The organism is Streptomyces sp. DS1-CR2, from assembly GCF_055760475.1.
In genome coordinates this window covers 4316784-4342277 of the sequence record NZ_CM147085.1, presented here as the reverse complement: position 1 = coordinate 4342277, position 25494 = coordinate 4316784, and the positions used below count along the sequence as shown (strand labels likewise).

At 68.6% G+C, this 25494-nt stretch carries 13 protein-coding genes and 3 rRNA genes; 8 read left to right on the top strand and 8 right to left on the bottom strand.

The features are described from left to right. Positions 1-11 precede the first annotated feature (11 nt). Positions 12-3287 (top strand): AfsR/SARP family transcriptional regulator, encoded by a 3276-nt coding sequence (locus tag ACY0PA_RS20870; RefSeq protein WP_473086035.1) that lies wholly within the window; start codon positions 12-14, stop codon positions 3285-3287. A 20-nt stretch (positions 3288-3307) separates the two neighbouring features. Here the strand turns inward: ACY0PA_RS20870 and ACY0PA_RS20865 are convergent, their stop codons facing one another. Next, entirely contained in the window at positions 3308-5257 is a 1950-nt protein-coding gene (locus tag ACY0PA_RS20865; protein WP_473086034.1) for a sigma-70 family RNA polymerase sigma factor, read from the bottom strand. 357 nt (positions 5258-5614) lie between these two features. Continuing rightward, entirely contained in the window at positions 5615-6409 is a 795-nt protein-coding gene (locus ACY0PA_RS20860; protein ID WP_473086033.1) for a TetR/AcrR family transcriptional regulator, read from the bottom strand. 382 nt (positions 6410-6791) lie between these two features. Here ACY0PA_RS20860 and ACY0PA_RS20855 point away from each other — a divergent pair, with 382 nt between their 5' ends. After that, complete coding sequence (locus ACY0PA_RS20855) at positions 6792-8216, top strand: NAD(P)/FAD-dependent oxidoreductase (protein WP_473086032.1); 1425 nt, start codon at positions 6792-6794, stop codon at positions 8214-8216. A 188-nt stretch (positions 8217-8404) separates the two neighbouring features. Continuing rightward, a complete protein-coding gene (locus ACY0PA_RS20850) occupies positions 8405-10105 on the top strand; it encodes an ATP-binding SpoIIE family protein phosphatase (RefSeq protein WP_473086031.1) in 1701 nt (566 codons plus the stop codon). A 12-nt stretch (positions 10106-10117) separates the two neighbouring features. On the opposite strand, the gene ACY0PA_RS20845 is transcribed toward ACY0PA_RS20850, so the two are convergent. Then, positions 10118-11407: an MFS transporter gene (locus tag ACY0PA_RS20845; RefSeq protein ID WP_473086030.1), complete on the bottom strand. Its 1290-nt coding sequence runs from the start codon at positions 11405-11407 to the stop codon at positions 10118-10120. Between the two features lie 122 nt (positions 11408-11529). On the opposite strand from ACY0PA_RS20845, the gene ACY0PA_RS20840 reads away from it, so the two are divergent. The 5 genes from ACY0PA_RS20840 to ACY0PA_RS20820 all read left to right on the top strand — a co-directional run bounded on the left by ACY0PA_RS20840 (position 11530) and on the right by ACY0PA_RS20820 (position 18668). Then, complete coding sequence (locus tag ACY0PA_RS20840; protein WP_473086029.1) at positions 11530-12078, top strand: MarR family winged helix-turn-helix transcriptional regulator; 549 nt, start codon at positions 11530-11532, stop codon at positions 12076-12078. Between the two features lie 677 nt (positions 12079-12755). Beyond that, positions 12756-14283, top strand: a 16S ribosomal RNA gene (locus ACY0PA_RS20835). A gap of 315 nt (positions 14284-14598) precedes the next feature. Next, positions 14599-17722: ribosomal RNA gene (locus ACY0PA_RS20830) — 23S ribosomal RNA — on the top strand. A gap of 87 nt (positions 17723-17809) precedes the next feature. Further along, positions 17810-17926, top strand: a 5S ribosomal RNA gene (rrf, locus tag ACY0PA_RS20825). Together the 16S, 23S and 5S rRNA genes form the textbook arrangement of a ribosomal RNA operon. 169 nt (positions 17927-18095) lie before the next feature. Next, positions 18096-18668 (top strand): GNAT family N-acetyltransferase, encoded by a 573-nt coding sequence (locus ACY0PA_RS20820; RefSeq protein WP_473086028.1) that lies wholly within the window; start codon positions 18096-18098, stop codon positions 18666-18668. Positions 18669-18674: 6 nt separating this feature from the next. Here the strand turns inward: ACY0PA_RS20820 and ACY0PA_RS20815 are convergent, their stop codons facing one another. The 5 genes from ACY0PA_RS20815 to ACY0PA_RS20795 all read right to left on the bottom strand — a co-directional run bounded on the left by ACY0PA_RS20815 (position 18675) and on the right by ACY0PA_RS20795 (position 25490). Continuing rightward, complete coding sequence (locus tag ACY0PA_RS20815; RefSeq protein WP_473086383.1) at positions 18675-20279, bottom strand: type IV secretory system conjugative DNA transfer family protein; 1605 nt, start codon at positions 20277-20279, stop codon at positions 18675-18677. Between the two features lie 72 nt (positions 20280-20351). Next, positions 20352-21782, bottom strand: a complete 1431-nt coding sequence (locus tag ACY0PA_RS20810) for an ATP-binding protein (protein ID WP_100595584.1) — start codon at positions 21780-21782, stop codon at positions 20352-20354. 15 nt (positions 21783-21797) lie between these two features. Further along, a complete protein-coding gene (locus ACY0PA_RS20805; protein ID WP_473086027.1) occupies positions 21798-23357 on the bottom strand; it encodes an SCO6880 family protein in 1560 nt (519 codons plus the stop codon). Further along, complete coding sequence (locus ACY0PA_RS20800) at positions 23354-24691, bottom strand: hypothetical protein (protein WP_473086026.1); 1338 nt, start codon at positions 24689-24691, stop codon at positions 23354-23356. Before ACY0PA_RS20800 ends, ACY0PA_RS20805 begins: the two co-directional genes overlap by 4 nt. After that, on the bottom strand, positions 24681-25490 hold the full coding sequence (locus ACY0PA_RS20795; protein ID WP_473086025.1) for a DUF8175 domain-containg protein: 810 nt from the start codon (positions 25488-25490) through the stop codon (positions 24681-24683). Before ACY0PA_RS20795 ends, ACY0PA_RS20800 begins: the two co-directional genes overlap by 11 nt. Positions 25491-25494 lie beyond the last annotated feature (4 nt).

The following is a 25494-nucleotide window of genomic DNA, read 5'->3' as shown; positions in this document are numbered from 1 at the left end:
AGAATGGACCCGTGCGGTACCGAATCCTGGGCGTCACCGAGGCGTACGACGATCAAGGCACACCCCTGCCCGTGGGCGGACAGCGCCTGCGCGCCCTGCTCACGTCGCTCGCGCTGCACGCCGGCCGCACCGCCCCTGCGGACGTGCTCATCGACGACGTGTGGGCCGACGAGCCACCCGCCGACGCGACCGCCGCCCTCCAGGCCCTCGTCGGCCGACTGCGCCGAGCCCTCGGCAAAGACGCCGTCACTTCGCAGGCGGGCGGCGGCTACCGCCTCGCCGCCCGCCCCGACGACGTGGACCTGTACGTCTTTGAGCGCCTCGCCCGCGAGGGCACGGCCGCCCTCACGGCGCACGACCCGGCGACCGCGTCCCGCGCCCTGCGCGACGCGCTCGCCCTGTGGCGCGGACCCGCACTCGCCGACCTCGCCGACCGCACCGCCGCGACCCGCCCCGAGGCCCAGCGCCTCGAAGCGGCACGCGCGCGCGTGGAGGCCGATCTGCAGCTCGGCCGCGCCGCGGACGTCGTACCGGAGCTGACCGAACTCACCCACGCCCACCCGTACGACGAGCCGCTGCACGCCCTCCTCATCCGCGCCCTGCGCGACGCGGGCCGCGGCGCCGACGCACTCGCCGCCTACGAGACGGCCCGCCGCACCCTCGCCGACGGCCTCGGCGCGGACCCCGGACCCGAACTGGCCGCCCTCTACGCCGACTTGCTGGACCCCGCCCGCGTCCACGCCCGCGACAGCGGCCGCCCGGCGCCGCCCCGGCAGCCGCAGCGCGCCGGCAATCTGAGGCCACGCCTCAACTCGTTCGTCGGCCGGGAACCCGAACTCGACGCCATCCGTTCAGACTTGCAGGCGGCCCGCCTCGTCACCCTCACCGGACCCGGCGGCTCCGGCAAGACCCGCCTCGCCGAGGAAGCCGCCGCCGAGCACCCCCGTGCCTGGCTCGCCGAGCTCGCCCCGCTCGACCAGCCCGAGGCCGTGGCGGGCGCCGTCGTCAGCGCCCTCGGCCTGCGCGAGACGGTCCTGATGACCAGCGAGCACTCGGCGCCGCAGGACGACCCCGTGGCGCTGCTCGTCGAGCACTGTGCCCAGCGCAGCCTGCTCCTGATCCTTGACAACTGCGAACACGTCATCGGCGCCGCGGCCGAGCTCGCCGAGACCCTCCTCACCCACTGCCCCGGCCTCACGGTCCTCGCCACCAGCCGCGAACCCCTGGGCGTGCCCGGCGAGTCCGTGCGCCCTGTCGAACCCCTGCCGCCCGACCCCGCGCACCGCCTGTTCGACGAGCGCGCCCGCGCCGTGCGCCCCGACTTCGACGTCACCGGCGACCCCGAGGCCGTGGCCGAGATCTGCCGCCGCCTCGACGGCCTGCCGCTCGCCATCGAACTGGCCGCCGCCCGCCTCAGACTCCTCACCCCCCGCCAGATCGCGGACCGGCTCGACGACCGCTTCCGCCTGCTGACCAGCGGCAGCCGCACCGTACTGCCCCGCCAGCAGACCCTGCGCGCGGTCGTCGACTGGTCCTGGGACCTCCTCGACGAGCAGGAGCGCACGGTCCTGTGCGAGGCGTCCGTCTTCGCCGGCGGCTGGGACCTGGAGGCCGCGGAGGCCGTCTGCACCGGCCCCGCAGCCGACCTGATCGGAGCGCTCGTCGACAAGTCCCTGCTGGTGGCCACCCCGGGCGACGGCAGCATGCGGTACCGGATGCTGGAGACGATCCACGAGTACGCGACCGAACGCGCCGCCGAGACACCGCTGCTGCGCGCCGAGGCCGAGCGGCGCCACGTCGCCTGCTTCCGAGCCCTCGTCGAGAATGCCGACCCGCTCCTGCGCTCCGCCGAGCAACTCCCCTGGATCGAGCGACTGGAGACGGAGCTCGACAACCTCCGCGCCGCCCTGCACCGCTCCATGGTCACCGGCGACACCGAGTCAGCGGTCGAACTCGCCCTGTCCACCGGCTGGTTCTGGTGGCTGCGCAACTACCGCAGGGAGGGCGCCGAGTGGATCGGCCACATCCTGGAGCAGCTGCTCCCGACGCCACGCCCCCAGCGCCCGTCCCCGTCCGACTGCCGGGTCCCCTCGCGCGACGGCCGGACGTTCCCGGTGGTGGGCGATCTGGCGGACGAGGACGACCCCCTGTACTGGCCGCTCATGGAGCTGCGGCTGCTGCACATCTTCTTCGTGGCCCAGACCCTGCCCGAGAGCGCCCTGCGGGGGGAGGCCGACCGGGAGTACCTCATGCGGGTGCGCGACGCCTTCGCTCGGCCCGGGCCCGCGGGGGCACGCTTCCCCGGCATCATCTGGCCGTTCACCGTGTACTTCCTGGACAACCCGGAGGACGTAAGCACCGCCCTCGACCGCGCCGTCGCCAACTGCCGTGTGTACGGCGGCGCGTGGGAGACCGGCGTCACCCTGATGTTCCGTACGCACACGGCCGTCGACAGGACGGGCAACCTCACGGACATCGACGACGACATCGCCGAGCTGCGGACCATCAGCCGCCGCGTCGGGGACCGGTGGATGCGCGCCCAGGTGTGCAGCGCCGCCGGGGAGGCGGCCGTCGCGCGCAGCCGGTTCGACGAGGCGAAGGGCGAGTTCGAGGAGGCGCTGCGCCTCGCCTACGAGGTGGGCGCGTACGCGGAGGCACCGTTCCTCATCGCCAGACTCGGAGAGATCGCCTACCGCTCCGGCGAACGCGACGCGGCGCGCAAGCTCCTGGCCGAGGCGATCGGGGAGGCCGACCGGTACGGGGTGCCGGATCCCCACGCGTACGTGCTGCTCCTGAACGCCCTGATGGCGGTGGAGGACGGCGAGGTGGCGCGGGCCCGCGCGCTGTGCGACGACGCGGCTACGGAGTCGTCGCGCGGTAGCCCGCCACCGCAGTTCACGGCGCTCGTCGGCGGTGTCGACGCGCGGATCACGGCGGCCGAGTCGGGGCCCGCGCGCGGCCTCGCGGTCCTCACCGAGGCCCTGCGGTACGCGGTCGAGAACCGCTGCGCGGAGAGCGTCAGCGCGGACCTCGCGGGCCGCGGGGCGCTCTTTCTGGCCCAGCTGGGTGACACGGAGGGCGCGGTCGAGCTGGTGGCCGCGTCCGACGGCTGGCGCGGCGACGCCGAGCGCCCGCTGCCCGAACGCACGGAGATCGAGGCCTTCGAGGCGGCGGCGGGGGCCGCGCTGGGCGCCGTCCGGTACGCCGACGCGCGCGCCGCGGGGGCGGGGCACACGACGGCCGAGGCGGTCACGCTCCTGACGGAACGGGTCCGCCGCTTCAACTGAGCCTCCTCAGCTGAGGCAGCTCACCGGCAGCTGAAACGGGACTCCGCCCAGTCCCCGACCGCGAGCGAGTCGAGCTTCGTCTGCGGCTCGGTGACCAGCCGGATCGCCGTGCGCCCCGCGAGATTCAGATGAACCGGAACGGCCGAGTCCCCGCCCCTGAGGACCTGCGACTTCCACAGCCGCACCCCGTCCGCGTACACGGAGAACCGCACCGCTCCCGTGCCGAGCGTCAAGTCGTCGACACCGGCGAAGGCGTCGTACGCGGCGCAGCTGCGGTTGAGGTCGATGATCACGGAGGAGTTCGCGTGGACGGTGACCCCGTTCGCGTACTGCTTGTCCGCGACGCGCAGGCCGTAGCGCTGCCACACCCAGCTGCTCTCGCCGGGCCGGATCTCCGGCTCGGTGCCGTCGCCGAGTCCGCCGTACGACAGCTGGTTCAGCTGGTAGACGGCGGGGGCGGGCGGGGGAGGCGTGGGCTTCGGAGTGGGCTCGGGCGTCGGCTTCGGGGCCGGCTTCGGGGGTGGTGTCGGCTTGGGCGTCGGCTTCGGGGTGGGCGTCGGCTTCGGCGCGGGCCTGAGGGGAGGCGTCGGCTGCGGGGCCGGCGGCTCGGGCTTCGGCTTCGGAGGAGGCGTCGGCTTCGGCGGGGGGATGGGCTGCGAGACCGCCGGCTTCTCCTTGCGCGCCTCCTGCCTGGGCTTCTGCGGGTCGCCCGCGAGGGCGATCGCCACCGCCACGGCCACGCCCGCCGCGACCACACCGGCCGCGATGCCCGCCTTCACGGGCGCGCCGAGCCCCTCGGACGCCGCGGCGCCCCCGCCCGCGGCCCCTCCGGAACCGCCGCCCGCCGCGGCCGCCGCACCGGCGCCCGCCGCACTCGCGGCGCCGCCGCCGATGAGCGCGACCACCTTCGCGTACCCGGCGGCACCGAACCAGCCGATGACCGCGACCGGCACGACACCGGGGATCCCGCCGGCGACTTCCTTGATCTGACCGGCCGCGAGCCGGCACTTGGCGCACTCCTCCAGATGCTTGCGCAGGCCGCGCTCGGCCCGGGTGCGCAGGCTGCCGCGGGCGTACGCGCCGAGCCGGTCGGCGTAGCGCGCGCACTCCTCGTCCTGGGTGAGGGTGGTGCTCACATGGGCCTGGAGGTACGCCTCCTTGAGGCCCTCGCGGGCGCGCTTGGCCAGCACGCGCGTGCCGTTGGCGTCGAGGCCGAAGAGCGTGGCGACGTCGCTGGGCGACTCGTCCTCGACCTCCGTGTGCCACAGGACGGCCTGCCAGCGCTCCGGCAGGGACCGGAAGGCCTGCATGGCCATCGACTGCTCGGCCTCGTGCATCGCGAGGACGTCGGCGCCGAGATCCAGGGTGTCGTCGTCGGAGACCTCACTGGAGCGGGCGGCCTGCTGGGCGAACACCGCGAAGTCCTCGACCAGGTGCTCGCGCTTCGCCGACTTCGTCCAGCCCGCGGCGACGCGGCGCACGGTGGTCAGCAGATAGGCGCGCACCGCGTGCTCGGGCCCGCGGCCGCCGCGCACGGCCTGAAGCATGCGCGCGAACACCTCGGCGGTGAGGTCGTCGGCGGTGTGCCCGTCCCGGCAGCAGGTGCGTGCGTAACGGTGAACGGCAGCCGAGTGACGGCGGTACAGCTCCTCGTACGCGGTGTCGTCGCCGGACCGCATACGGGCGATCAGGTCGGCGTCCGCCGGAGGCGTTTCACGCGGGGGCGGCGGGACGGAGATGCCCGGATCCACGCCGTGCTCGCGCTGCTGCGGGACGCTCAGGTCGGAGCGGTCCTCACCCGGGGCGTCGGAGGGGCCGGCGGAGGCTGGGGGACCGGGGGGTTCGGAGCCCGGCGAGTCGTCCCGGCGTGGACCTCCCTGGCTCGGCACCTGCCGCGCGGGCAGCCCGCCGGTCCCGGTGTCGCCCGCACCACTGTTCTCGAGTGGCTCGTCCCGCCCGTCAACGCTCATCGCGGAAAGCCCCCGACCACACACTCAGACCCGAACACGCGGGAAAGAGTGCCACAAGGGCGGCCCGCACCACCTGCCGGTGGCCGTCAACCACTCATCCGTGGAAACTTCCTACAGCGAAGCACTAGCTTTCACTCGTACGGGTAGTGGTCAACAGTCGTGTCAAAAAGGGGAGTTGGCCGCGCGCGACACACATGTGCCACCCGCGGCCGTCCCCACAGCCGGCCACCGCGCGCATCACCCGGTGCCGCACCCGCCGAAGGCCGCCGCTGCACCCCAGGCGTCGGTCGCACGCCCAGAACCCGCCCCGCCCCCGGTGCGCCCGGCTCCACCGGTCCTACGCGGTACTGCCCGCCCTTACGCGGGCCGCGACCGCAGCCCTTCGAGCAGGATGTCCAGAAGTCGCGACGAGGCCGCGGCCTGCTGTGCGGCGTCCGGCAGCGAAGGCGCCGCCGTGGCGATCACCAGCAGTACGTCCGCCACCGTCACGTCCTCGCGGAGTTCCGACGCCGCGCGCGCCCGGTCCACGAGCTGCCCGACGACCTCGAGCAGCTCCGCTGCGCCCGCGTCGTCCGCCGGCACGGCCTCGGTGACCGGGGCCGTGCGCCGCTCCACGAGACGCAGCTCGGGCGGGACGCCGGCGTGCCGCTGCTGCGGAACCCGCGTCTCGTCCCGGACCCCACCCGCCGCGTCGGCCCGCTCGTCGGGGACGCCGACGCGCAGCACCTGCGGAGGCAGCAGCCGCCCCGCACCGGAGGCGACGGACGTGCGCAGGAATCGCGACAGCGCCGACCACGGCTCGTCCTCCTGGCCGAGGGCGGCCCGCGCCTGGTCGGTCAGCCGGGAGGTCTCCTCCTCGGCTATGCGCCGCACCAGTACGTCCTTGCTCGGGAAGCGCCGGTACACCGTGCCGACACCGACCCGGGCCCGCCGCGCCACGTCCTCCATCGGCGCGCCGTACCCCAGCTCGCCGAAGACCTCACGCGCCGCGCGCAGGACGTGTTCCAGATTGCGCTGGGCATCCACGCGCAGCGGCGCGGCACGCGAACTGTCGCCCGCGCCGCGCCCGTTACCGCCCGCCGTGGCGGCCGGTCCGCCGGCCACGGCCGAAGCGGAAGCCGCGGAAGTCCATTGAGAGTCCTGAATGTGCATATGTGTTCCCCCGGTAATGACGTCTCCCCCCGGAGACTCTCCCCGCCATTGGCAACCGGAGCGTGAGGAACAAGCCAGTCCCACGGACCCGTCCGACGGATCCGTCAGCGCATCCCCCGACACCCCGACAGCACACGAACATAGTTGAGCCGGAGTCAATTCAGAAGGGGCAGGTTCCGCACGGAGCGCCCCCCGAACGGAGTACGCGGCGATTCCACCCCGATTGCACCCCTGCACCTCACTCGCCACACACGCGCTGACCTGCGGACATGTCCCGTACTCCGGCAATTCGCCCGACCGGCTTCCGGTGCGGCCGCCGGTCACACAATTTGCCGGGGCTGTGGACAAACTCAAGTGGCCGATGCGTCATGGGGTGGTGCCGATGCCGAAGACTGCTTCTTCCCGGGGGACGGCCCCGGAAGTCCCGCGTACGCGCGTCCTCGTCGTAGGGGGCGGATATGTCGGGATGTACACCGCCCTGCGCCTCCAGCAGAAACTCAAACCGGAACTGAGAAGCGGCCGGACCGAGATCGTCGTCGTCACCCCCGACCCGTACATGACCTACCAGCCGTTCCTGCCCGAGGCCGCCGCCGGATCCATCTCGCCGCGCCACGTCGTCGTGCCGCTGCGCCGCGTCCTCGGCCGGTGCCGCGTCGTCGTCGGCGAGGTCAGGTCGATCGACCACGCCAAACGCACCGCCACCTTCACCACCCTCGCCACCGAGGAGGAGGGCACGGGCGCCGTCGAGATCACGTACGACGAACTCGTCCTGGCCCCCGGCTCCGTCTCGCGCACCCTGCCCGTGCCCGGGCTCGCCGACCACGGCATCGGCTTCAAGACCGTCGAAGAGGCCATCGGCCTGCGCAACCACGTCATCGAGCAGCTGGACATCGCCTCCTCGACCCGCGACCCCGCCATCCGCGACGCGGCCCTCACCTTCGTCTTCGTAGGAGGCGGTTACGCGGGTGTGGAGGCACTCGGCGAACTCGAGGACATGGCGCGCTACGCCGCGGGTTACTACCACAACGTCACCGCGGACGACCTGAAATGGATCCTCGTGGAGGCCAGCGACCGCATCCTCCCGGAGGTCGGCGAGGAGATGGGCCGCTACACCGTCAGCGAACTGCGGCGCCGCAACATCGACGTACGCCTGCGGACCCGGCTCGAATCCTGCGAGGACCGGGTCGCCGTCCTCGACGACGGCTCCCGCTTCCCGACCCGCACCGTCGTGTGGACCGCGGGCGTCAAACCGCACCCCCTGCTCGCCGCGACCGACCTGCCGCGCAACGAACGCGGCCGCCTCACATGCACCGCCCAGCTCGCCGTCGACGGCGCTCCGCACGCCTGGGGCGCGGGCGACGCGGCCGCCGTCCCCGACATCACGGCCGACGAGGAGGGCAAGGAGTGCGCGCCCAACGCCCAGCACGCGGTGCGCCAGGCCAGAGTCCTCGGAGACAACATCGCGGCCTCCCTGCGCGGCGAGCCGCTGACGGACTACGAGCACACATACGCAGGCTCCGTCGCCTCGCTTGGCCTGCACAAAGGTGTCGCACACGTCTACGGGCGCAGGCTGAAGGGCTACCCTGCCTGGTTCATGCACCGCGTCTACCACCTGAGCCGGGTGCCGACCATGAACCGGAAGGCCCGTGTCCTGAGCGAATGGATACTCTCCGGGGTCTTCAAGCGCGAAATCGTCTCCCTCGGCTCGCTCGAACGCCCGCGTGCGGAATTCGAACTCGCGGCCGGGGGAAACCCGCCGGGCAGCCCCCCGGCGAACCCGCCCCAGGACCCGAAGGGGTCGACCTGACCGGACTCAGGAACTCCCCCTCGAGGACCGGCGTCTGACGGATGTCGGTCCGGTCGGTCAGACTGGTCCATGACCCTGGCCGGCCCCTGACCGTGGGCGGACCGACCGCCACGTTGCCCTTCCCCGCGCTCCCGGTCTCACGGCCGGACAGGGGAGACCCCACCCGACCTCACGAGGCTTTCCCCACAGTGAACTTCACGCGCTGGAGCGCCCGGCTCCCCGGAACGCAGCGCCGCGCGGCAGCGCGGTCCGACCATGGCGTCTCCCAAAGCCAGCGAGGGGAAGGCGCCGTGCCCGCCGCCCGCCACGAACCCCCGTCCGACGACGACGCGCCCACGCCCACCTCCGGCATCGACGAACTGCCCGCACGCGAGGTCCTCGACCGCGTCCCGGCCCTCGTCGCCCTCCTCCACGGCCCCGACCACCGCATCGCGTACGTGAACGACGCGTACGCCGCGGCCTTCGGCGACCGCCCCACCGGCGCCCCCGCGCGCGAGGCGCTGCCCGAGCTGGACGAACTCGGCCTGCTGCCGCTGCTCGACCAGGTCCTGCGCAGCGCCAAGCCACGCACGGTCAAGTCCCGCAAGGTGGCCGGCGGCCGCTCGTACACGTTCACCTGCACTCCCGTGACGGTGCCGGCCGGCGAAGCGGACGGCGACAACGAGGGGACGGGACAGGAGCGGGCAGGCGGCTCCGGAGTACTCGTCTTCGCGACCGACGTCACCGACCACGCCGAGGCCGCCGAGCGGCTGCGCGCCAGCGAGCGCCGCCAGCGCGAGACCGCCGTCACCCTCCAGCGCTCCCTCCTGCCCCAGGAGCTGGAGCAGCCCGACGACCTGCGCATCGCGGCCACCTATCAGCCGGGCGGCACCGAGGCCGCGGTCGGCGGCGACTGGTACGACGTGATCACCCTCGGCGGCGGCCGCACCGCCCTCGTCATCGGCGACGTCATGGGCCGCGGGGTGCGCGCCGCCGCCGTCATGGGCCAGCTGCGCACCGCCGTCCGCGCCTACGCCCGCCTCGACCTGCCGCCGCACGAGGTGCTCCAGCTCCTCGACGGCCTGGCCATCGAGATCGACGCCAACCAGATCGCCACCTGCGTCTACGCGGTCCACGACCCGAACGAGGGCCGCCTCGTCTACGCGTCGGCCGGCCACCTCCCCATCCTCGTACGCGACGAGAGCGGCACGATCCACCGCGCGGAGGAGCCCACCGGACCCCCGCTCGGCACCGGCGGATGGCTGCACACCTCCGGATCGGTGCCGCTCGGCCCCGGATCGACCGCCGTCATGTACACCGACGGCCTGGTCGAACGCAGGGACGAGGACATCGACGAGGGCGTCGCTGCCCTGGAGCGCGCGCTCGCCGGCGCCACCGGCACGCCCCAGGTCGTGTGCGACCGACTGATCCGCGCGGCAGGCGTCACCGCGGACCACGACGACGACGTGGCCGTCCTCGTCCTCCAGCACCCGGCGCGCACGGGACCCGACGGAGAGCTGTTCCGCAACGCAGCCCTGGAACTCCTCGGCGGCGTCGAAGCGGCCCCACGCGCGCGTGCCTTCGCCTCGGGCGTCCTCGCCAGCTGGCGTTTCTCACCGGAGCTGCACGACCTGGGCGTCCTGGCCGCCAGCGAACTCGTCGCCAACTCGCTCCAGCACGGCACCCCGCCCATGCGCCTCAGGCTCCGCCGCACCGACCGGCGACTGATCATCGAGGTCACCGACGGCGACGACCACCTCCCGCGCCGCCGCAGCGCCGAACCCGCCGACGAGGCGGGCCGGGGCATCGCCATCGTCGCCACGATCGCCTCGAACTGGGGCTCCCGGCGCACCCCGGGCGGCGGCAAGGCGGTCTGGTGCGAATTCGCCCTGCCGCGTACGACGCCGTAATCGGACCGGGTCTCAGGCGGACGCGATCGCGGGCTCCGGCTCCACCGGAGCCCCGCCCTCCGCCACGATCCGGCTCTTCGCGAGCGACGGCTGGTCCTGTACGGGGGACAGGTGCCGCCCGAGCCGCACCGCGAGGAACGTGATCCCCAGCGAGAACAGCACGAAGGTCACGATGTACGGACCGTGCAGCGCGGCACCCATGGGCCCGCCGACCGCCGGTCCCACGGCCAACGCCAGCTGCTTGACCAGCGCGAACGCCGAGTTGTACTGACCGACCATGCCGGCCGGCGCCAGATCGGCGACCAGCGGCGCCACGGTCGGCGACAGCATCGCCTCACCCAGACCGAACAGCGCGTACGTCGAGATGAACGCGGCCGTGGCCATGGCCATGCTGCCGTGCCCCACCCCCGCGTACCCGGCCGCGAGCCACGCGATGGCCCACACGATTCCGACCGCGGCGATCACGCGGGACCGCCTGCGCCGCTCGACGAACTTCAGGACCGCGAACTGCGCGACCACGATCATCGCGGTGTTGGCGGCGAGCGCGATGCCCAGCGTCGACGGGGAGATCCCCGCCGCCTCCACGCCGTACGCGCTCAGGCCCGACTCGAACTGCCCGTAGCAGGCGAAGAACAGCACGAACCCGAGGACGCACAGCTGGACCATGGCCCGGTGCCGCAGCAGCGCCCGCAGCCCGCCGCCCGTCCCTGAGCCACCCTTCGGCACGGCCCCGCCGATCGTCGGCGCGTACGGCATCCGCACGAAGCCGACGACAGCGGCGAGCACCAGGAACATCAAGGCCTCGATGCCGAACAGCAGGGTGAAGCTCGACGGGCGGCTCTCGTCGACGATCTGGCCGCCGATGAGCCCGCCGATGCCAAGACCGAGGTTCTGCAGGAAGAACTGCATGGCGAAGGCGCGCGTACGGGTGTCCGGCGTGGACGTCCACACGATCATCGTGGCGAGCGCCGGCTGGATCACGGCCGTGCCCGCACCGAGCACAGCCGCCGACAGGATCGCAGTCGTCCGACCGCCCGCGAGCCCGAGCCCGACGGCACCGACCGCCGCCACCATCGTGGCGACGACCAGAACGGGCACAGGACCGCGCCGGTCGATGGCCCGTCCCGTGAACGGCAGGACGACCAGAGCGGCCATGGCGAAGGCGGCGAGCACGATGCCCGCAGCTCCGGCCCCGAGACCACGCACCTCAGCGACGTACACATAGAGGAACGGGACCGTGAACCCGACGCCGAACGAACTCAGCGCGCTGCCCACCTGGATCCGACGCATCGCTGCGCCCATCGCCCTGGTCACTTTCACCTGCCTTAGGAGTTAGAAGTGAAGACTTCGAAGGTAAAGTTAGAATCTAAACAATACACACCGAAGGACTTCAACGCCAAGCCGCCCGTGCCATACTGCGGGCCATGGGCGACAACCCCGGCGACAGTGAGCCGACCCTCGACGAGCAGATCGCCGCGTACCAGCGCGAGTTCCAGGACCTCGACCCCCAGGTCGAGCACATCGTCTCCGCCCTCGGCCGCCTCAACAGGCGCATGAACGTCGCCTACGGCCGCCAGACCGCGAACCTCGGCATCACGAGCGCCGACTGGGAGGTCCTCAAGGCCCTCGTCCTCTCCGGCGCCCCGTACCGCATGGGCCCCGGCGACCTGGCGAAGCGCCTCGGCCTCACCCCCGCCGCCATGACCCACCGCATCGACCGCATGGTCGGCGAGGGCCTGGTCACCCGCGACCGCGACGAGTCCAACCGGGTACGCGTCATCGTCGAGCTCACGACGGAGGGCCGCACCAAGTGGCTCGAGGCGATGCGTCTCGCCACCGTCTTCGAGGAGGACCTGCTCCAGGACCTCTCCTCGGACGAGCGGGGCGCCCTGGGTGAGGTCCTGACCCGCCTGCTGCGCCGCGTCGAGGACGCCCAGCCGGATGCCGGCGGCCGCCTCACGGACCTCGACTGAAAAGAAGTTGCCAGGAGGGTGTTGACATGCCCCTCCTCGATACGTAGGGTTCTTCGAGTTGCCACGGAGCCGTAACGGTTCTGCGACAGCAACTCCGCCGCTGAAGCGGCAACCCCACCACCAGCACGATGTCCCTCCGGGATCGAATTCGGCGTGCCCGAATTCAATTCGATTTCGGTGCGGCGGCCCGATTAGGAGCCGCCGGGGGAATCCGCTAAAGTCTGGGACGTCGGAACGGCCCAACAGCCGGGAAGACAAGCCCTTCTGACTGGGAATCAGGCCCGAAAGGATCTGATAGAGTCGGAACCGCCGGAAAGGGAAACGCGGAAGCCGAAAGGCCGGAGCGGAAACCTGAAAGGCACCGAGGAAATCGGACACGAAAGAGTCTGATAGAGTCGGAAACGCAAGACCGAAGGGAAACTGCCCGGAGGAAAGCCTGAGAGAGTCTCTCGGGTGAGTACAAAGGAAGCGTCCGTTCCTTGAGAACTCAACAGCGTGCCAAAAGTCAACGCCAGATTGACAACCCCGGCCCATCTTTGGTGGGTTGGAGGTTCCTTTGAAAAAGTCCTCACTCCGACACCGGGGTGGGGCAACACTAGCGAGGACGCAGTGAATCGTGGGGATTATTCCTCCCGGCGGTTCCGCTCTCGTGGTGTGGTCCCGATTACGGGAAAACATTCACGGAGAGTTTGATCCTGGCTCAGGACGAACGCTGGCGGCGTGCTTAACACATGCAAGTCGAACGATGAAGCCCTTCGGGGTGGATTAGTGGCGAACGGGTGAGTAACACGTGGGCAATCTGCCCTGCACTCTGGGACAAGCCCTGGAAACGGGGTCTAATACCGGATGACACCCCCTCTCGCATGGGAGGGGGTTGAAAGCTCCGGCGGTGCAGGATGAGCCCGCGGCCTATCAGCTTGTTGGTGAGGTAGAAGCTCACCAAGGCGACGACGGGTAGCCGGCCTGAGAGGGCGACCGGCCACACTGGGACTGAGACACGGCCCAGACTCCTACGGGAGGCAGCAGTGGGGAATATTGCACAATGGGCGAAAGCCTGATGCAGCGACGCCGCGTGAGGGATGACGGCCTTCGGGTTGTAAACCTCTTTCAGCAGGGAAGAAGCGAAAGTGACGGTACCTGCAGAAGAAGCGCCGGCTAACTACGTGCCAGCAGCCGCGGTAATACGTAGGGCGCAAGCGTTGTCCGGAATTATTGGGCGTAAAGAGCTCGTAGGCGGCTTGTCACGTCGGTTGTGAAAGCCCGGGGCTTAACCCCGGGTCTGCAGTCGATACGGGCAGGCTAGAGTGTGGTAGGGGAGATCGGAATTCCTGGTGTAGCGGTGAAATGCGCAGATATCAGGAGGAACACCGGTGGCGAAGGCGGATCTCTGGGCCATTACTGACGCTGAGGAGCGAAAGCGTGGGGAGCGAACAGGATTAGATACCCTGGTAGTCCACGCCGTAAACGGTGGGAACTAGGTGTTGGCGACATTCCACGTCGTCGGTGCCGCAGCTAACGCATTAAGTTCCCCGCCTGGGGAGTACGGCCGCAAGGCTAAAACTCAAAGGAATTGACGGGGGCCCGCACAAGCAGCGGAGCATGTGGCTTAATTCGACGCAACGCGAAGAACCTTACCAAGGCTTGACATATACCGGAAAGCATCAGAGATGGTGCCCCCCTTGTGGTCGGTATACAGGTGGTGCATGGCTGTCGTCAGCTCGTGTCGTGAGATGTTGGGTTAAGTCCCGCAACGAGCGCAACCCTTGTTCTGTGTTGCCAGCATGCCCTTCGGGGTGATGGGGACTCACAGGAGACTGCCGGGGTCAACTCGGAGGAAGGTGGGGACGACGTCAAGTCATCATGCCCCTTATGTCTTGGGCTGCACACGTGCTACAATGGCAGGTACAATGAGCTGCGATGCCGCGAGGCGGAGCGAATCTCAAAAAGCCTGTCTCAGTTCGGATTGGGGTCTGCAACTCGACCCCATGAAGTCGGAGTTGCTAGTAATCGCAGATCAGCATTGCTGCGGTGAATACGTTCCCGGGCCTTGTACACACCGCCCGTCACGTCACGAAAGTCGGTAACACCCGAAGCCGGTGGCCCAACCCCCTTGTGGGGAGGGAGCTGTCGAAGGTGGGACTGGCGATTGGGACGAAGTCGTAACAAGGTAGCCGTACCGGAAGGTGCGGCTGGATCACCTCCTTTCTAAGGAGCACTTTGGCTGCCGGGTTTCACCTGGTGGTCCAAGAGCCATTTCGTCGGCAAACGTCCGGCGGTGGTTGCTCAAGGGTGGAACGTTGACTATTCGGCACACTTGATCGTCTTCTCCTGCAAGTACTGCCCCTTCGGGGCGTGGAACGTTGAGGGGAGCGGGAAGGGTGTCGGGCACGCTGTTGGGTGTCTGAAGGTACGGCCGAGACGGTCGCCTTCAGTGCCGGCCCCGGTAAAGATCTGCTTCGGTGGGTTGTGACGGGTGGTTGGTCGTTGTTTGAGAACTGCACAGTGGACGCGAGCATCTGTGGCCAAGTTTTTAAGGGCGCACGGTGGATGCCTTGGCACCAGGAACCGATGAAGGACGTGGGAGGCCACGATAGTCCCCGGGGAGTCGTCAACCAGGCTTTGATCCGGGGGTTTCCGAATGGGGAAACCCGGCAGTCGTCATGGGCTGTCACCCGCTGCTGAACACATAGGCAGTGTGGAGGGAACGCGGGGAAGTGAAACATCTCAGTACCCGCAGGAAGAGAAAACAACCGTGATTCCGGGAGTAGTGGCGAGCGAAACTGGATGAGGCCAAACCATTTGCGTGTGATACCCGGCAGGGGTTGCGCATGTGGGGTTGTGGGATCTCTCTTCTGTCGTCTGCCGGCGACAGGACGAGTCAGAAACCGTTGATGTAGGCGAAGGACATGCGAAAGGTCCGGCGTAGAGGGTAAGACCCCCGTAGTCGAAACATCAGCGGCTCGTTTGAGAGACACCCAAGTAGCACGGGGCCCGAGAAATCCCGTGTGAATCTGGCGGGACCACCCGCTAAGCCTAAATATTCCCTGGTGACCGATAGCGGATAGTACCGTGAGGGAATGGTGAAAAGTACCGCGGGAGCGGAGTGAAATAGTACCTGAAACCGTGTGCCTACAAGCCGTGGGAGCGTCGCTGTATGTGCTTGCACATGCAGTCGTGACTGCGTGCCTTTTGAAGAATGAGCCTGCGAGTTTGCGGTGCGTTGCGAGGTTAACCCGTGTGGGGAAGCCGTAGCGAAAGCGAGTCCGAATAGGGCGGTTTAGTAGCGCGCTCAAGACCCGAAGCGGAGTGATCTAGCCATGGGCAGGTTGAAGCGGAGGTAAGACTTCGTGGAGGACCGAACCCACCAGGGTTGAAAACCTGGGGGATGACCTGTGGTTAGGGGTGAAAGGCCAATCAAACTCCGTGATAGCTGGTTCTCCCCGAAATGCATTTAGGTGCAGCGTCGTGTGTTTCTTGCCGGAGGTAGAGCACTGGATAGGCGATGGGCCCTACCGGGTTACTGACCTTAGCCAAACTCCGAATGCCGGTAAGTGAGAGCGCGGCAGTGAGACTGTGGGGGATAAGCTCCATGGTCGAGAGGGAAACAGCCCAGAGCATCGACTAAGGCCCCTAAGCGTACGCTAAGTGGGAAAGGATGTGGAGTCGCACAGACAACCAGGAGGTTGGCTTAGAAGCAGCCACCCTTGAAAGAGTGCGTAATAGCTCACTGGTCTAGTGATTCCGCGCCGACAATGTAGCGGGGCTCAAGCGTACCGCCGAAGTCGTGTCATTCCAGCGTGAGGGCCAACGCCTGCTGGGATGGGTAGGGGAGCGTCGTGTGCCGGGTGAAGCAGCCGCGGAAGCGAGTTGTGGACGGTTCACGAGTGAGAATGCAGGCATGAGTAGCGATACACACGTGAGAAACGTGTGCGCCGATTGACTAAGGGTTCCTGGGTCAAGCTGATCTGCCCAGGGTAAGTCGGGACCTAAGGCGAGGCCGACAGGCGTAGTCGATGGATAACCGGTTGATATTCCGGTACCCGCTGTGAAGCGTCAAACATTGAATCAGGCGATGCTAAGTCCGTGAAGCCGTTCCGGACCCTTCGGGGAAAGGAAAGTGGTGGAGCCGACGGACCAGACTTGTAGTAGGTGAGTGATGGGGTGACGCAGGAAGGTAGTCCAGCCCGGGCGGTGGTTGTCCCGGGGTAAGGGTGTAGGCCGTGTGGCAGGTAAATCCGTCACACATTAAGGCTGAGACCTGATGCCGAGCCGATTGTGGTGAAGTGGATGATCCTATGCTGTCGAGAAAAGCCTCTAGCGAGTTTCATGGCGGCCCGTACCCTAAACCGACTCAGGTGGTCAGGTAGAGAATACCGAGGCGTTCGGGTGAACTATGGTTAAGGAACTCGGCAAAATGCCCCCGTAACTTCGGGAGAAGGGGGGCCATCACCGGTGATTGGATTTACTTCATGAGCTGGGGGTGGCCGCAGAGACCAGCGAGAAGCGACTGTTTACTAAAAACACAGGTCCGTGCGAAGCCGTAAGGCGATGTATACGGACTGACGCCTGCCCGGTGCTGGAACGTTAAGGGGACCGGTTAGTGCACTTTCGGGTGTGCGAAGCTGAGAACTTAAGCGCCAGTAAACGGCGGTGGTAACTATAACCATCCTAAGGTAGCGAAATTCCTTGTCGGGTAAGTTCCGACCTGCACGAATGGCGTAACGACTTCTCGACTGTCTCAACCATAGGCCCGGTGAAATTGCACTACGAGTAAAGATGCTCGTTTCGCGCAGCAGGACGGAAAGACCCCGGGACCTTTACTACAGTTTGATATTGGTGTTCGGTTCGGCTTGTGTAGGATAGGTGGGAGACTGTGAACTCTGGACGCCAGTTCAGGGGGAGTCGTCGTTGAAATACCACTCTGGTCGTGCTGGATGTCTAACCTGGGTCCGTGATCCGGATCAGGGACAGTGTCTGATGGGTAGTTTAACTGGGGCGGTTGCCTCCTAAAGAGTAACGGAGGCGCCCAAAGGTTCCCTCAGCCTGGTTGGTAATCAGGTGTTGAGTGTAAGTGCACAAGGGAGCTTGACTGTGAGACCGACGGGTCGAGCAGGGACGAAAGTCGGGACTAGTGATCCGGCGGTGGCTTGTGGAAGCGCCGTCGCTCAACGGATAAAAGGTACCCCGGGGATAACAGGCTGATCTTCCCCAAGAGTCCATATCGACGGGATGGTTTGGCACCTCGATGTCGGCTCGTCGCATCCTGGGGCTGGAGTCGGTCCCAAGGGTTGGGCTGTTCGCCCATTAAAGCGGTACGCGAGCTGGGTTTAGAACGTCGTGAGACAGTTCGGTCCCTATCCGCTGTGCGCGTAGGAGTCTTGAGAAGGGCTGTCCCTAGTACGAGAGGACCGGGACGGACGAACCTCTGGTGTGCCAGTTGTCCTGCCAAGGGCATGGCTGGTTGGCTACGTTCGGAAAGGATAACCGCTGAAAGCATCTAAGCGGGAAGCCTGCTTCGAGATGAGGACTCCCACCCCCTTTGAGGGGTTAAGGCTCCCAGTAGACGACTGGGTTGATAGGCCAGATCTGGAAGCCCGGTAACGGGTGGAGGTGACTGGTACTAATAGGCCGAGGGCTTGTCCTCAGTTGCTCGCGTCCACTGTGTTGGTTCTGAAACCACGAACAACCCCGTACATGGTCACGTACGGTGCGGTTGACAGTTTCATAGTGTTTCGGTGGTCATAGCGTGAGGGAAACGCCCGGTTACATTCCGAACCCGGAAGCTAAGCCTCACAGCGCCGATGGTACTGCAGGGGGGACCCTGTGGGAGAGTAGGAAGCCGCCGAACTAATTTTGATAAAAAGCCTCATTCCCCGAGTGAAAACTCGGGGAATGAGGCTTTTTTGCGTTCCCGACCATAAAGCAAGCCGCGGATTCACGACGGGGCGTCCGACCGCGGTCCGGAGCTGCGGAAAACGCGTAGTACCCCGGTACGACTGTCCCGTAGGGTCCGCCCCATGGAGCCTGCCGAGAAGTACGTCGTACGTCCTGTCCGGTCACAGGAGTGGGAGGCGGTGCGGGAGATACGGCTCGCGTCCCTGCGCGATCCGGCGGCGTCGATCGCCTTCCTGGAGACGTACGAGACCGCGCTCGCGCGGCCCGAGGAGTTCTGGCGGGACCGGGCCGGACGGTTCGAACTCGACGGCTCCGCACGGCAGTTCGTCGCCGAGGGAGCGGACGGCCGGTGGTGGGGATCTGTGACCGTGCTTGTGGAGGAGGCCGGTGCGCCGCTCGCGTTCGGCGAGACGAGCGACGTGCGGCAGGCACATCTCGTCGGCGTGTACGTGCGGCCCGAGCACCGGGCGAGCGGCGTGGCCGAGGCGCTGTTCCTGGCGGCCGTGGAGTGGGCGCGCTCGCTGGAGGGCCTGGAGCGCGTGCGGCTGTACGTGCACGAGGACAACGCGCGGGCGCAGGCGTTCTACCGGCGGTTCGGCTTCGTCCCCACCGGGGCGAGCGTGGCGATGCCGTCGGACCCGCCGAAGTCGGACCCGCCGAAGTACGAGTACGAGATGGTGCTGGAGAGTCGGTAAGAAGGCTTAGGGAGCCGGGAGTTCGGCGTGCGGCCAGCGGGCCCGGCCCTGCTCCCGGGAGCGGAGGAGGGCCAGGGTCGGCAGACCCCGGTCCGCTCCGGTGGACAGCAGCTCCGGCAGCTGGGGAAGCGGAGCCACCGCGGCGACATCGTCGAGGACGAGCGCCATTGGTGGGTCGAGCCGACCGGCGGATGACCGTTCGGCCATGCGCCGGCCGCGCTCGACCACGCTTGAGGCGAGGGCCGTGAGGAGGGGCATCGCGCCCGGGTCCGCCTTGGGATCCTCGATGGCTTCACCCACCACATAAAGCGTGCCCCCTTCATTCACGAAGGAATCCAGGGTGAGCGCATCAGTTCGGTTTGGGGTGCAGGCCTCGCGGATGTGGACGGAGAACAGTGAGGACAGAGCGCGTGCCGTCAACTCCTGTGCCATGTCCCTGCGTTCGGTATGCGAGGTGAGCGCGGCCTCCAGCTCGCCCGCGGCGCCGGCCGCGGCCTTCGGGCTGGTACGCAGAATGCGTACGGCCTCCTGGACCTGACTGCCCTGCGCCCAGCGGTGCACGTGCCGGAAGGGCTTCGCGTCCACGGCGGCGGCGTGCAGAAAGCTCCGCAGCAGCGTCTCGGCCGTATCGGCGGTGGCCATGTCGAGTTTGGCGGTGGGCCGGATCGGGGCCAGGAGCGCTGCCGCCCGGGACGCGGCCGTGGGCTTGTCCTCGCAGCCCTGCGCCGGGTTCCAGTGGAGGCGGGCCGGGGTGTCGCACAGGTGGGTGGGGTCGTAGACGAGGACGGGGCCGAGCTTCGACCGGGCGTCCTTGGTCTCGGCCCAGACACTCGCCGACGACGTGACGACGAGGACGGGACCCTCGGCGTCCCGGATGGCCTGAATGGCCCGCGGGGCGCGGGTCTCGGCGGGGCCGAGGACGACGGGGCCTCGGGGGGCGGGGACGGCCAGGGGGGCGGGGACGGCCGTAGGGACGGCGGCGGCCGGGGCGACGGGACTCGCGAGGTGCTCGAGATGCTCGTGGTGCTGGTCGTGCTCGTGGCGCTGGTCGTGCGCGCGGCGCTGGTCGTGCTGGGCGTGCGCGTGACTGTCAGGGGGTTCCGCCCCAGTTGCCGGGACGACCTCCGAGACCGTGGCCCGGGGAGTAGGCGTGACCGCAGGCGCCGGTTCGGCCGACGGAGTGGCGGCGGCCACCGCCCGGCCCCTCCGCCGTACGGCCCGCAACCGGGCCACTGTCCCCGCGATGAACACCGCGAGCACGATCAGCACGAGCACCTGGCCGATGAACAGACCCCAGAACAGCCCGTACCCGGAGAGCTGCCCGTCCGGGGTCTCCGGCCACGCGCTCGGCAGGTCGTGCGGGCGGCCGATGAGGGAGCGCATCGCCACCGGCGTGTGGCGGATCGTCACGCCATCCGGCCAGGTGCCCTTGGAGAACAGGCCCGACAGGCCCGTCGCCGTCCACACCATGACGGTCATGCCGAGCAGGAACGCGAGCACGCCGAGGAGCAGACCGTCGGGAACGCCGCGTTCCCGTTCCCGCGGCGCGGGGCCACCCCGGCCCCGCTCCCCGTACCTGTCGTCCCGCTCGTAGGCGTCGTGCCGCCGCATCCCGCTCTCGCTCTCGCCGAGCCCCACCAGTAACTTCCCAGGCCTCAGACCCCAGACCCCAGGCCTCATACCTCAGGCCACCGTCGACTCCGACGAGTCCTTGTAGCGGTCGCCCATGTGCTGTTCCACGAACGCGGCCGCCCGTTCCTCCGCCTCCAGGTCGGCGGCGCGCATCGCGTCGTCGTCGCCGAGCGTCTCGGCGGAGGACTCCGTCATGGCGCGGTCGGTGAAGACCAGCGGCCGTTCCGTCTCGGTGATGAGGTGCTTCACGACCTGGACGTTCCCGTTCACGTCCCAGACCGCGATGCCCGGTGTCAGCGAGGGGATGATCTCCACGGCCCAGCGTGGCAGGCCGAGTACGAGACCGGTGGCCCGTGCCTCGTCGGCCTTCTGGGCGTAGATGGTCCTGGTCGACGCCATTTTCAGGATCGCGGCCGCCTCCTTGGCCGCGGCCCCGTCCACCACGTCACTGAGGTGGTGGACGACCGCCACGAACGACAGGCCGAGCCGCCGCCCGAACTTCAGGAGCCGCTGGAACAGCTGCGCCACGAAGGGCGAGTTGATGATGTGCCACGCCTCCTCCACCAGGAAGATGCGCTTCTTGCGGTCCGGCCGGATCCAGGTGTGCTCCAGCCACACGCCCACGATCGCCATGAGGATCGGCATGGCGATGGAGTTGCGGTCGATGTGGGAGAGGTCGAAGACGATCAGCGGGGCGTCGAGGTCGATGCCGACCGTCGTCGGACCGTCGAACATGCCGCGCAGGTCACCGTCCACGAGCCGGTCGATGACGAGAGCGACATCAAGTCCCCACGCCCGTACGTCGTCTATGGCCACGTTCATCGCTTCCGCCGACTCGGGTTCCGGGTGGCGGAGCTGCTCGACGATGTCGGTCAGGACGGGCTGGCGGTCGACGATGGTCTCGTTGACGTAGGCGTGCGCGACCTTGAGGGCGAAGCCGGAGCGCTCGTCGAGGCCGTGCCCCATGGCGACCTCGATGATCGTCCGGAGCAGGGCGAGCTGCCCGGTCGTCGTGATCGCCGGGTCGAGCGGATTGAGCCGGATCCCCATGTCCAGAGCGGCCGTGGGGTCGAGCCGGATGGGAGTGATACCCAGCTCCTGGGCGATGAGGTTCCATTCGCCGACCCCGTCCTCACCCTGCGCGTCGAGGACGACGACCTGGCGGTCCTTGAACCTCAGCTGCCGCAGGACGTATGTCTTCTCCAGCGCGGACTTGCCGTTGCCGGACTCGCCGAGGACCAGCCAGTGCGGGGCGGGCAGCTGCTGCCCGTACAGCTGGAACGGGTCGTAGATGTAGCCCTTGCCGGAGTAGACCTCGCGGCCGATGATGACGCCCGAGTCGCCGAGGCCGGGGGCGGCCGTCGGCAGGTAGACCGCCTGGGCCTGCCCCGTCGACGTACGGACCGGAAGCCGGGTCGTCTCCACCTTCCCGAACAGGAAGGAGGTGAAGGCGTCCGTGGCCATGGACAGCGGATCCCGCATCTCAGAGCCCTGCCTCTACCGTCGGATGCCGGTCGCGAACGGCAATGTGTTGACGAAGGCCCGGTGGTGCTCGCGGTCGCACCACTCCAGCTTCAGATAGGACTTGCCGGCGGAGGCGCGGATCGTGCGCTTGTCGCGCGCGAGGCTCTCCGGGGAGCGGGAGGAGACGGTGATGTAGCCGACGAGGTTGACCCCGGCCGCGCCGCTCGCGAGGTCCTCGCCGCGCTGGTCGAGGCGGGTGTTGGCGGCGACGTCGCGCGGGTCGATGGTCCGGTTCATCTTGGCGGCGCGGCTGGCATCCGCCTCGTCGTTCGTCTTCTCGGTGAGCATCCGCTCGATGGCGACCTCGGTGGGTTCCAGGTCCATCGTGACGGCCACGGTGCGGATGACGTCGGGGGTGTGGACGAGGAGCGGCGCCAGGAAGTTCACGCCGACCGGCGTCATCGGCCACTCCTTCACCCAGGCGGTGGCGTGGCACCAGGGCGCGCGCGTCGAGGACTCGCGCGTCTTGGCCTGCAGATACGTCGGCTCCATCGCGTCCAGCTCGGCCGGCCAGGCATTGCGCTTGGTCATGGCCTGAATGTGGTCGATCGGATGGTCCGGGTCGTACATGGAGTGCACGAGCGAGGCGAGCCGCCCCTGCCCGAGCGGCTGCCGTACCCGGATGTCGGCCTCCTGGAGGCGCGAGCAGATGTCGGTCAGCTCGCGCGCCATGACGACCGCGAGCCCGGCGTCCCGGTCGACCTTGCGGCCGCTGTGGGGACGGGCCGCGCGCGCCATGGCGTGCGCCTCGGCGGCCAGCTCGCGCGTGTAGTGCATGCAGGCCACGAGGTAGGCGCGGTGCTGCTCGCTGCTGGTCGACACCATCGACTGGAGCTGGTTGTACGACTGCTGCAGCCAGCCCGGCGTGCGGTCGTCACCGCGCACGGCGACGTCCTTGGCGTGCGCGTCGGGGTCGGCGGGGAGCGTACGGGCGAGCATCTGGAGCCGCGTGACGAACCCGTCTCCGTTCGCGACGTGCTTCAGGAGCGTCCCGAACCGGTCGACCAGCGCCTCCTGGTCCTCGCTGTCCCGCAGCCCGACACCCGGGCCCTCGATCTCGATGGCGGCGGTGACGGTCCGCCGGTCGGCGTGCAGCAGCACGGCGATCTCGTCCGGCCCGAACGGCGCGGCCAGCCAGGTCAGCCGGCCGATGCCGGGCGGCGGCCCGATCTCCACCTCGCGCCCGTCGAGCCGCACCCCCGCGTCCATGGCCCGCGACCGGTACGTCGTGCCGCGCTTCAGCTGCCGCTTGTAACTGCGGTTGATCTCGAACCACTTGTAGAAGGTGCGGTGCTTGTACGGGATGTAGACGGCCGCGAGCGCGATCAGCGGGAAGCCCAGGAGCAGCATGATGCGCAGGGACAGGGCGGGGACGAGAAGCCCGCACATCATGCCCAGGAAAGCGCCCCCGATGATGAGGGCGATCTCGCCGGTCTCGCGGTTCCTGCCGACGATGGCGTTCGGCCGGGCACGGCCGATCAGATACGTACGGCGGGGCGTGACCGAGGGGGACACATGGGACTGGGTCGTCAACGCCCTGCACCTCCTTGCCGATTGCTGTTGCCGGTGTTCCCGCCGTTACGCGTATTGCGCGCGTGCGGCGTGTTCGTGGGACTCGTACGGGGCGGGGGTGCGGCGGAGGGGACAGATCCGCCGCCACCGCCACTGCCCCCGGAGGAGGGGCGTGTGCTGTGTGCGGCCACGCCTCCCGACACGGGGTTCGCGGGGCGGGCCTGGGACTGGCCGCCACCGCTGCCGCCGCCACCGTCGGCGCGTGCGCTGTGCGTCTTGATGCCTTGCGAGACGAGTGCGGCGGGTGAACTGATGACCGCGGCGGCCTTGTTCTCGGCGCCGCGCATGATGCGGTTGTTACGGCCGTTGGCGATCTCGTCGCCGAAGCCGGGTACGAAGCGGTAGATCATGCCGCTGGCGAAGATCGCGAGCAGCACGATGGCGAGACCGGACACGACGGCGGCGAGGGAGTCGGGCCCTTCCGACCCCGACAACGCACCCGCGAGCCCCAGCACGATGACAATCACCGGCTTCACCAGGATTACGGCGATCATCACGCCGGCCCAGCGGCGGACGTGTCCCCACAGGTTCTTGTCGACGAGCCCCGCGTAGACGACGACCCCGAGCAGCGCGCCCACGTACAGCAGCACGGCCCGCAGATACAGCTCCAGGTAGAGCACGCCGGCGGCGAGAATCGACACGAGGGAGACGACGATCAGCATGATCGGCCCGCCCCCTATGTCGTCGCCCTTCTTCAGCGCACCGGAGAACGTCCCGAAGAACGCGTCCGTCTGATCCCCCGTCGCCTTCGCCAGCACATCCGAGACTCCGTCCGTCGCGGATACGACGGTGTAGAGGATCAGCGGCGTGAACGCGGACGCGATGACGGTGAGCCACAGGAAACCGATGGCCTCGGAGAGGGCGGTACCGAGGGGGACACCCCGGACGGCCCTCTTGGCCACGGCGAGCAGCCACAGCAGCAACGTGAGAATCGCCGACGCCGCGAACACGATGGCGTACTGCTGAAGGAACTTGGGGTTGGTGAAGTCGACGCTGGCGGTCTGCTTGATGGACTTGCTGAGCATGTCCACGGTCCAGGCCGCGGCGTCGGCACAGCCCTTGGCGAGGGAGGAGAGGGGGTCCAGGGGGTTGGTGGTGCCTGGGGGTGTGGCGGGGGTTCCACCGCCTCCGGATTTACCGTTGCCGCGTTCGCAGTACTGCTTTGCGGGTCCGACGATGAGGTCACACTTGTCATCGCCGGGCGCCGCGTAGGCACGGGTCGCCAGCAGGACGGCTGCGGTCTGGACGGCTGCCGCTGCGCCGGCGAGCTTCAGCAGATGGCGACTACCGGGCATAGGTGAACCCTCCGTACTGCTCAACGGCCTTGGCGATCTCGTCGGCCGACGAAATCTTGTTGTCGCCGTTCACAGGGGACGGTCCGTCCTTCTGGGAGAAGCTCTCGACCTTCCAGTCGCCGTCCGTCCACCGCAGCTTCAGAGTCATCGTGAACCAGTCGTTCGTGACAGGGTTCTTCGCGCTCTCACCCGCTGTGCCGAAGGCACCCGTGCACCAGACCTCTGCGGTCGCCGTGCCGTCCGAGTACGCCGTGGTCTTGGTCCCGACCGGGACGGTCCGTGACACATAGGTCTGGCCCGTCGGCGCGTTGCCGTTCGTGTCCAGCCCGAGTCGGCTGAGGAAGTCCGTGGAGTACGCCTTGTCGAACTTGGCTTCCAGCCCGGCGACCTTGTCGGAGACAAAGAGCTGCCTGACGATCTCGGACCGGCGCTCCGGCTTCAGGATGTCGGCGGAAACCAGGGCCACCGCATAATTCGCCGCAGCGCTCTGCGCCCCCTGCTCGTCATGGGCGAAGCCGGACGCGACAGCCTTGGTCCCCGTAGGGGCTGTCGGAGACGTATCAGGCTTCTTCGCGTCGCCGTCGTCCGAAGAGGAATCGCCCCGGTTCGCGAAGGCGATCGCCGCGACGAGGAGGACCACTACCCCGACCACCGTGATGAGACTGCGCGAGGAGGACCGGGCAGGTCTGCGCGCAGCGCCCCCGTACAGGTCGCCCTGACCCCCGTCGGGCAGGCGCGTACGGGTCTGGCCCGTGCCGCCGTAGAGGCCGTCGTCGTCGTTGCCGTCGCCCGGACTCATCCCG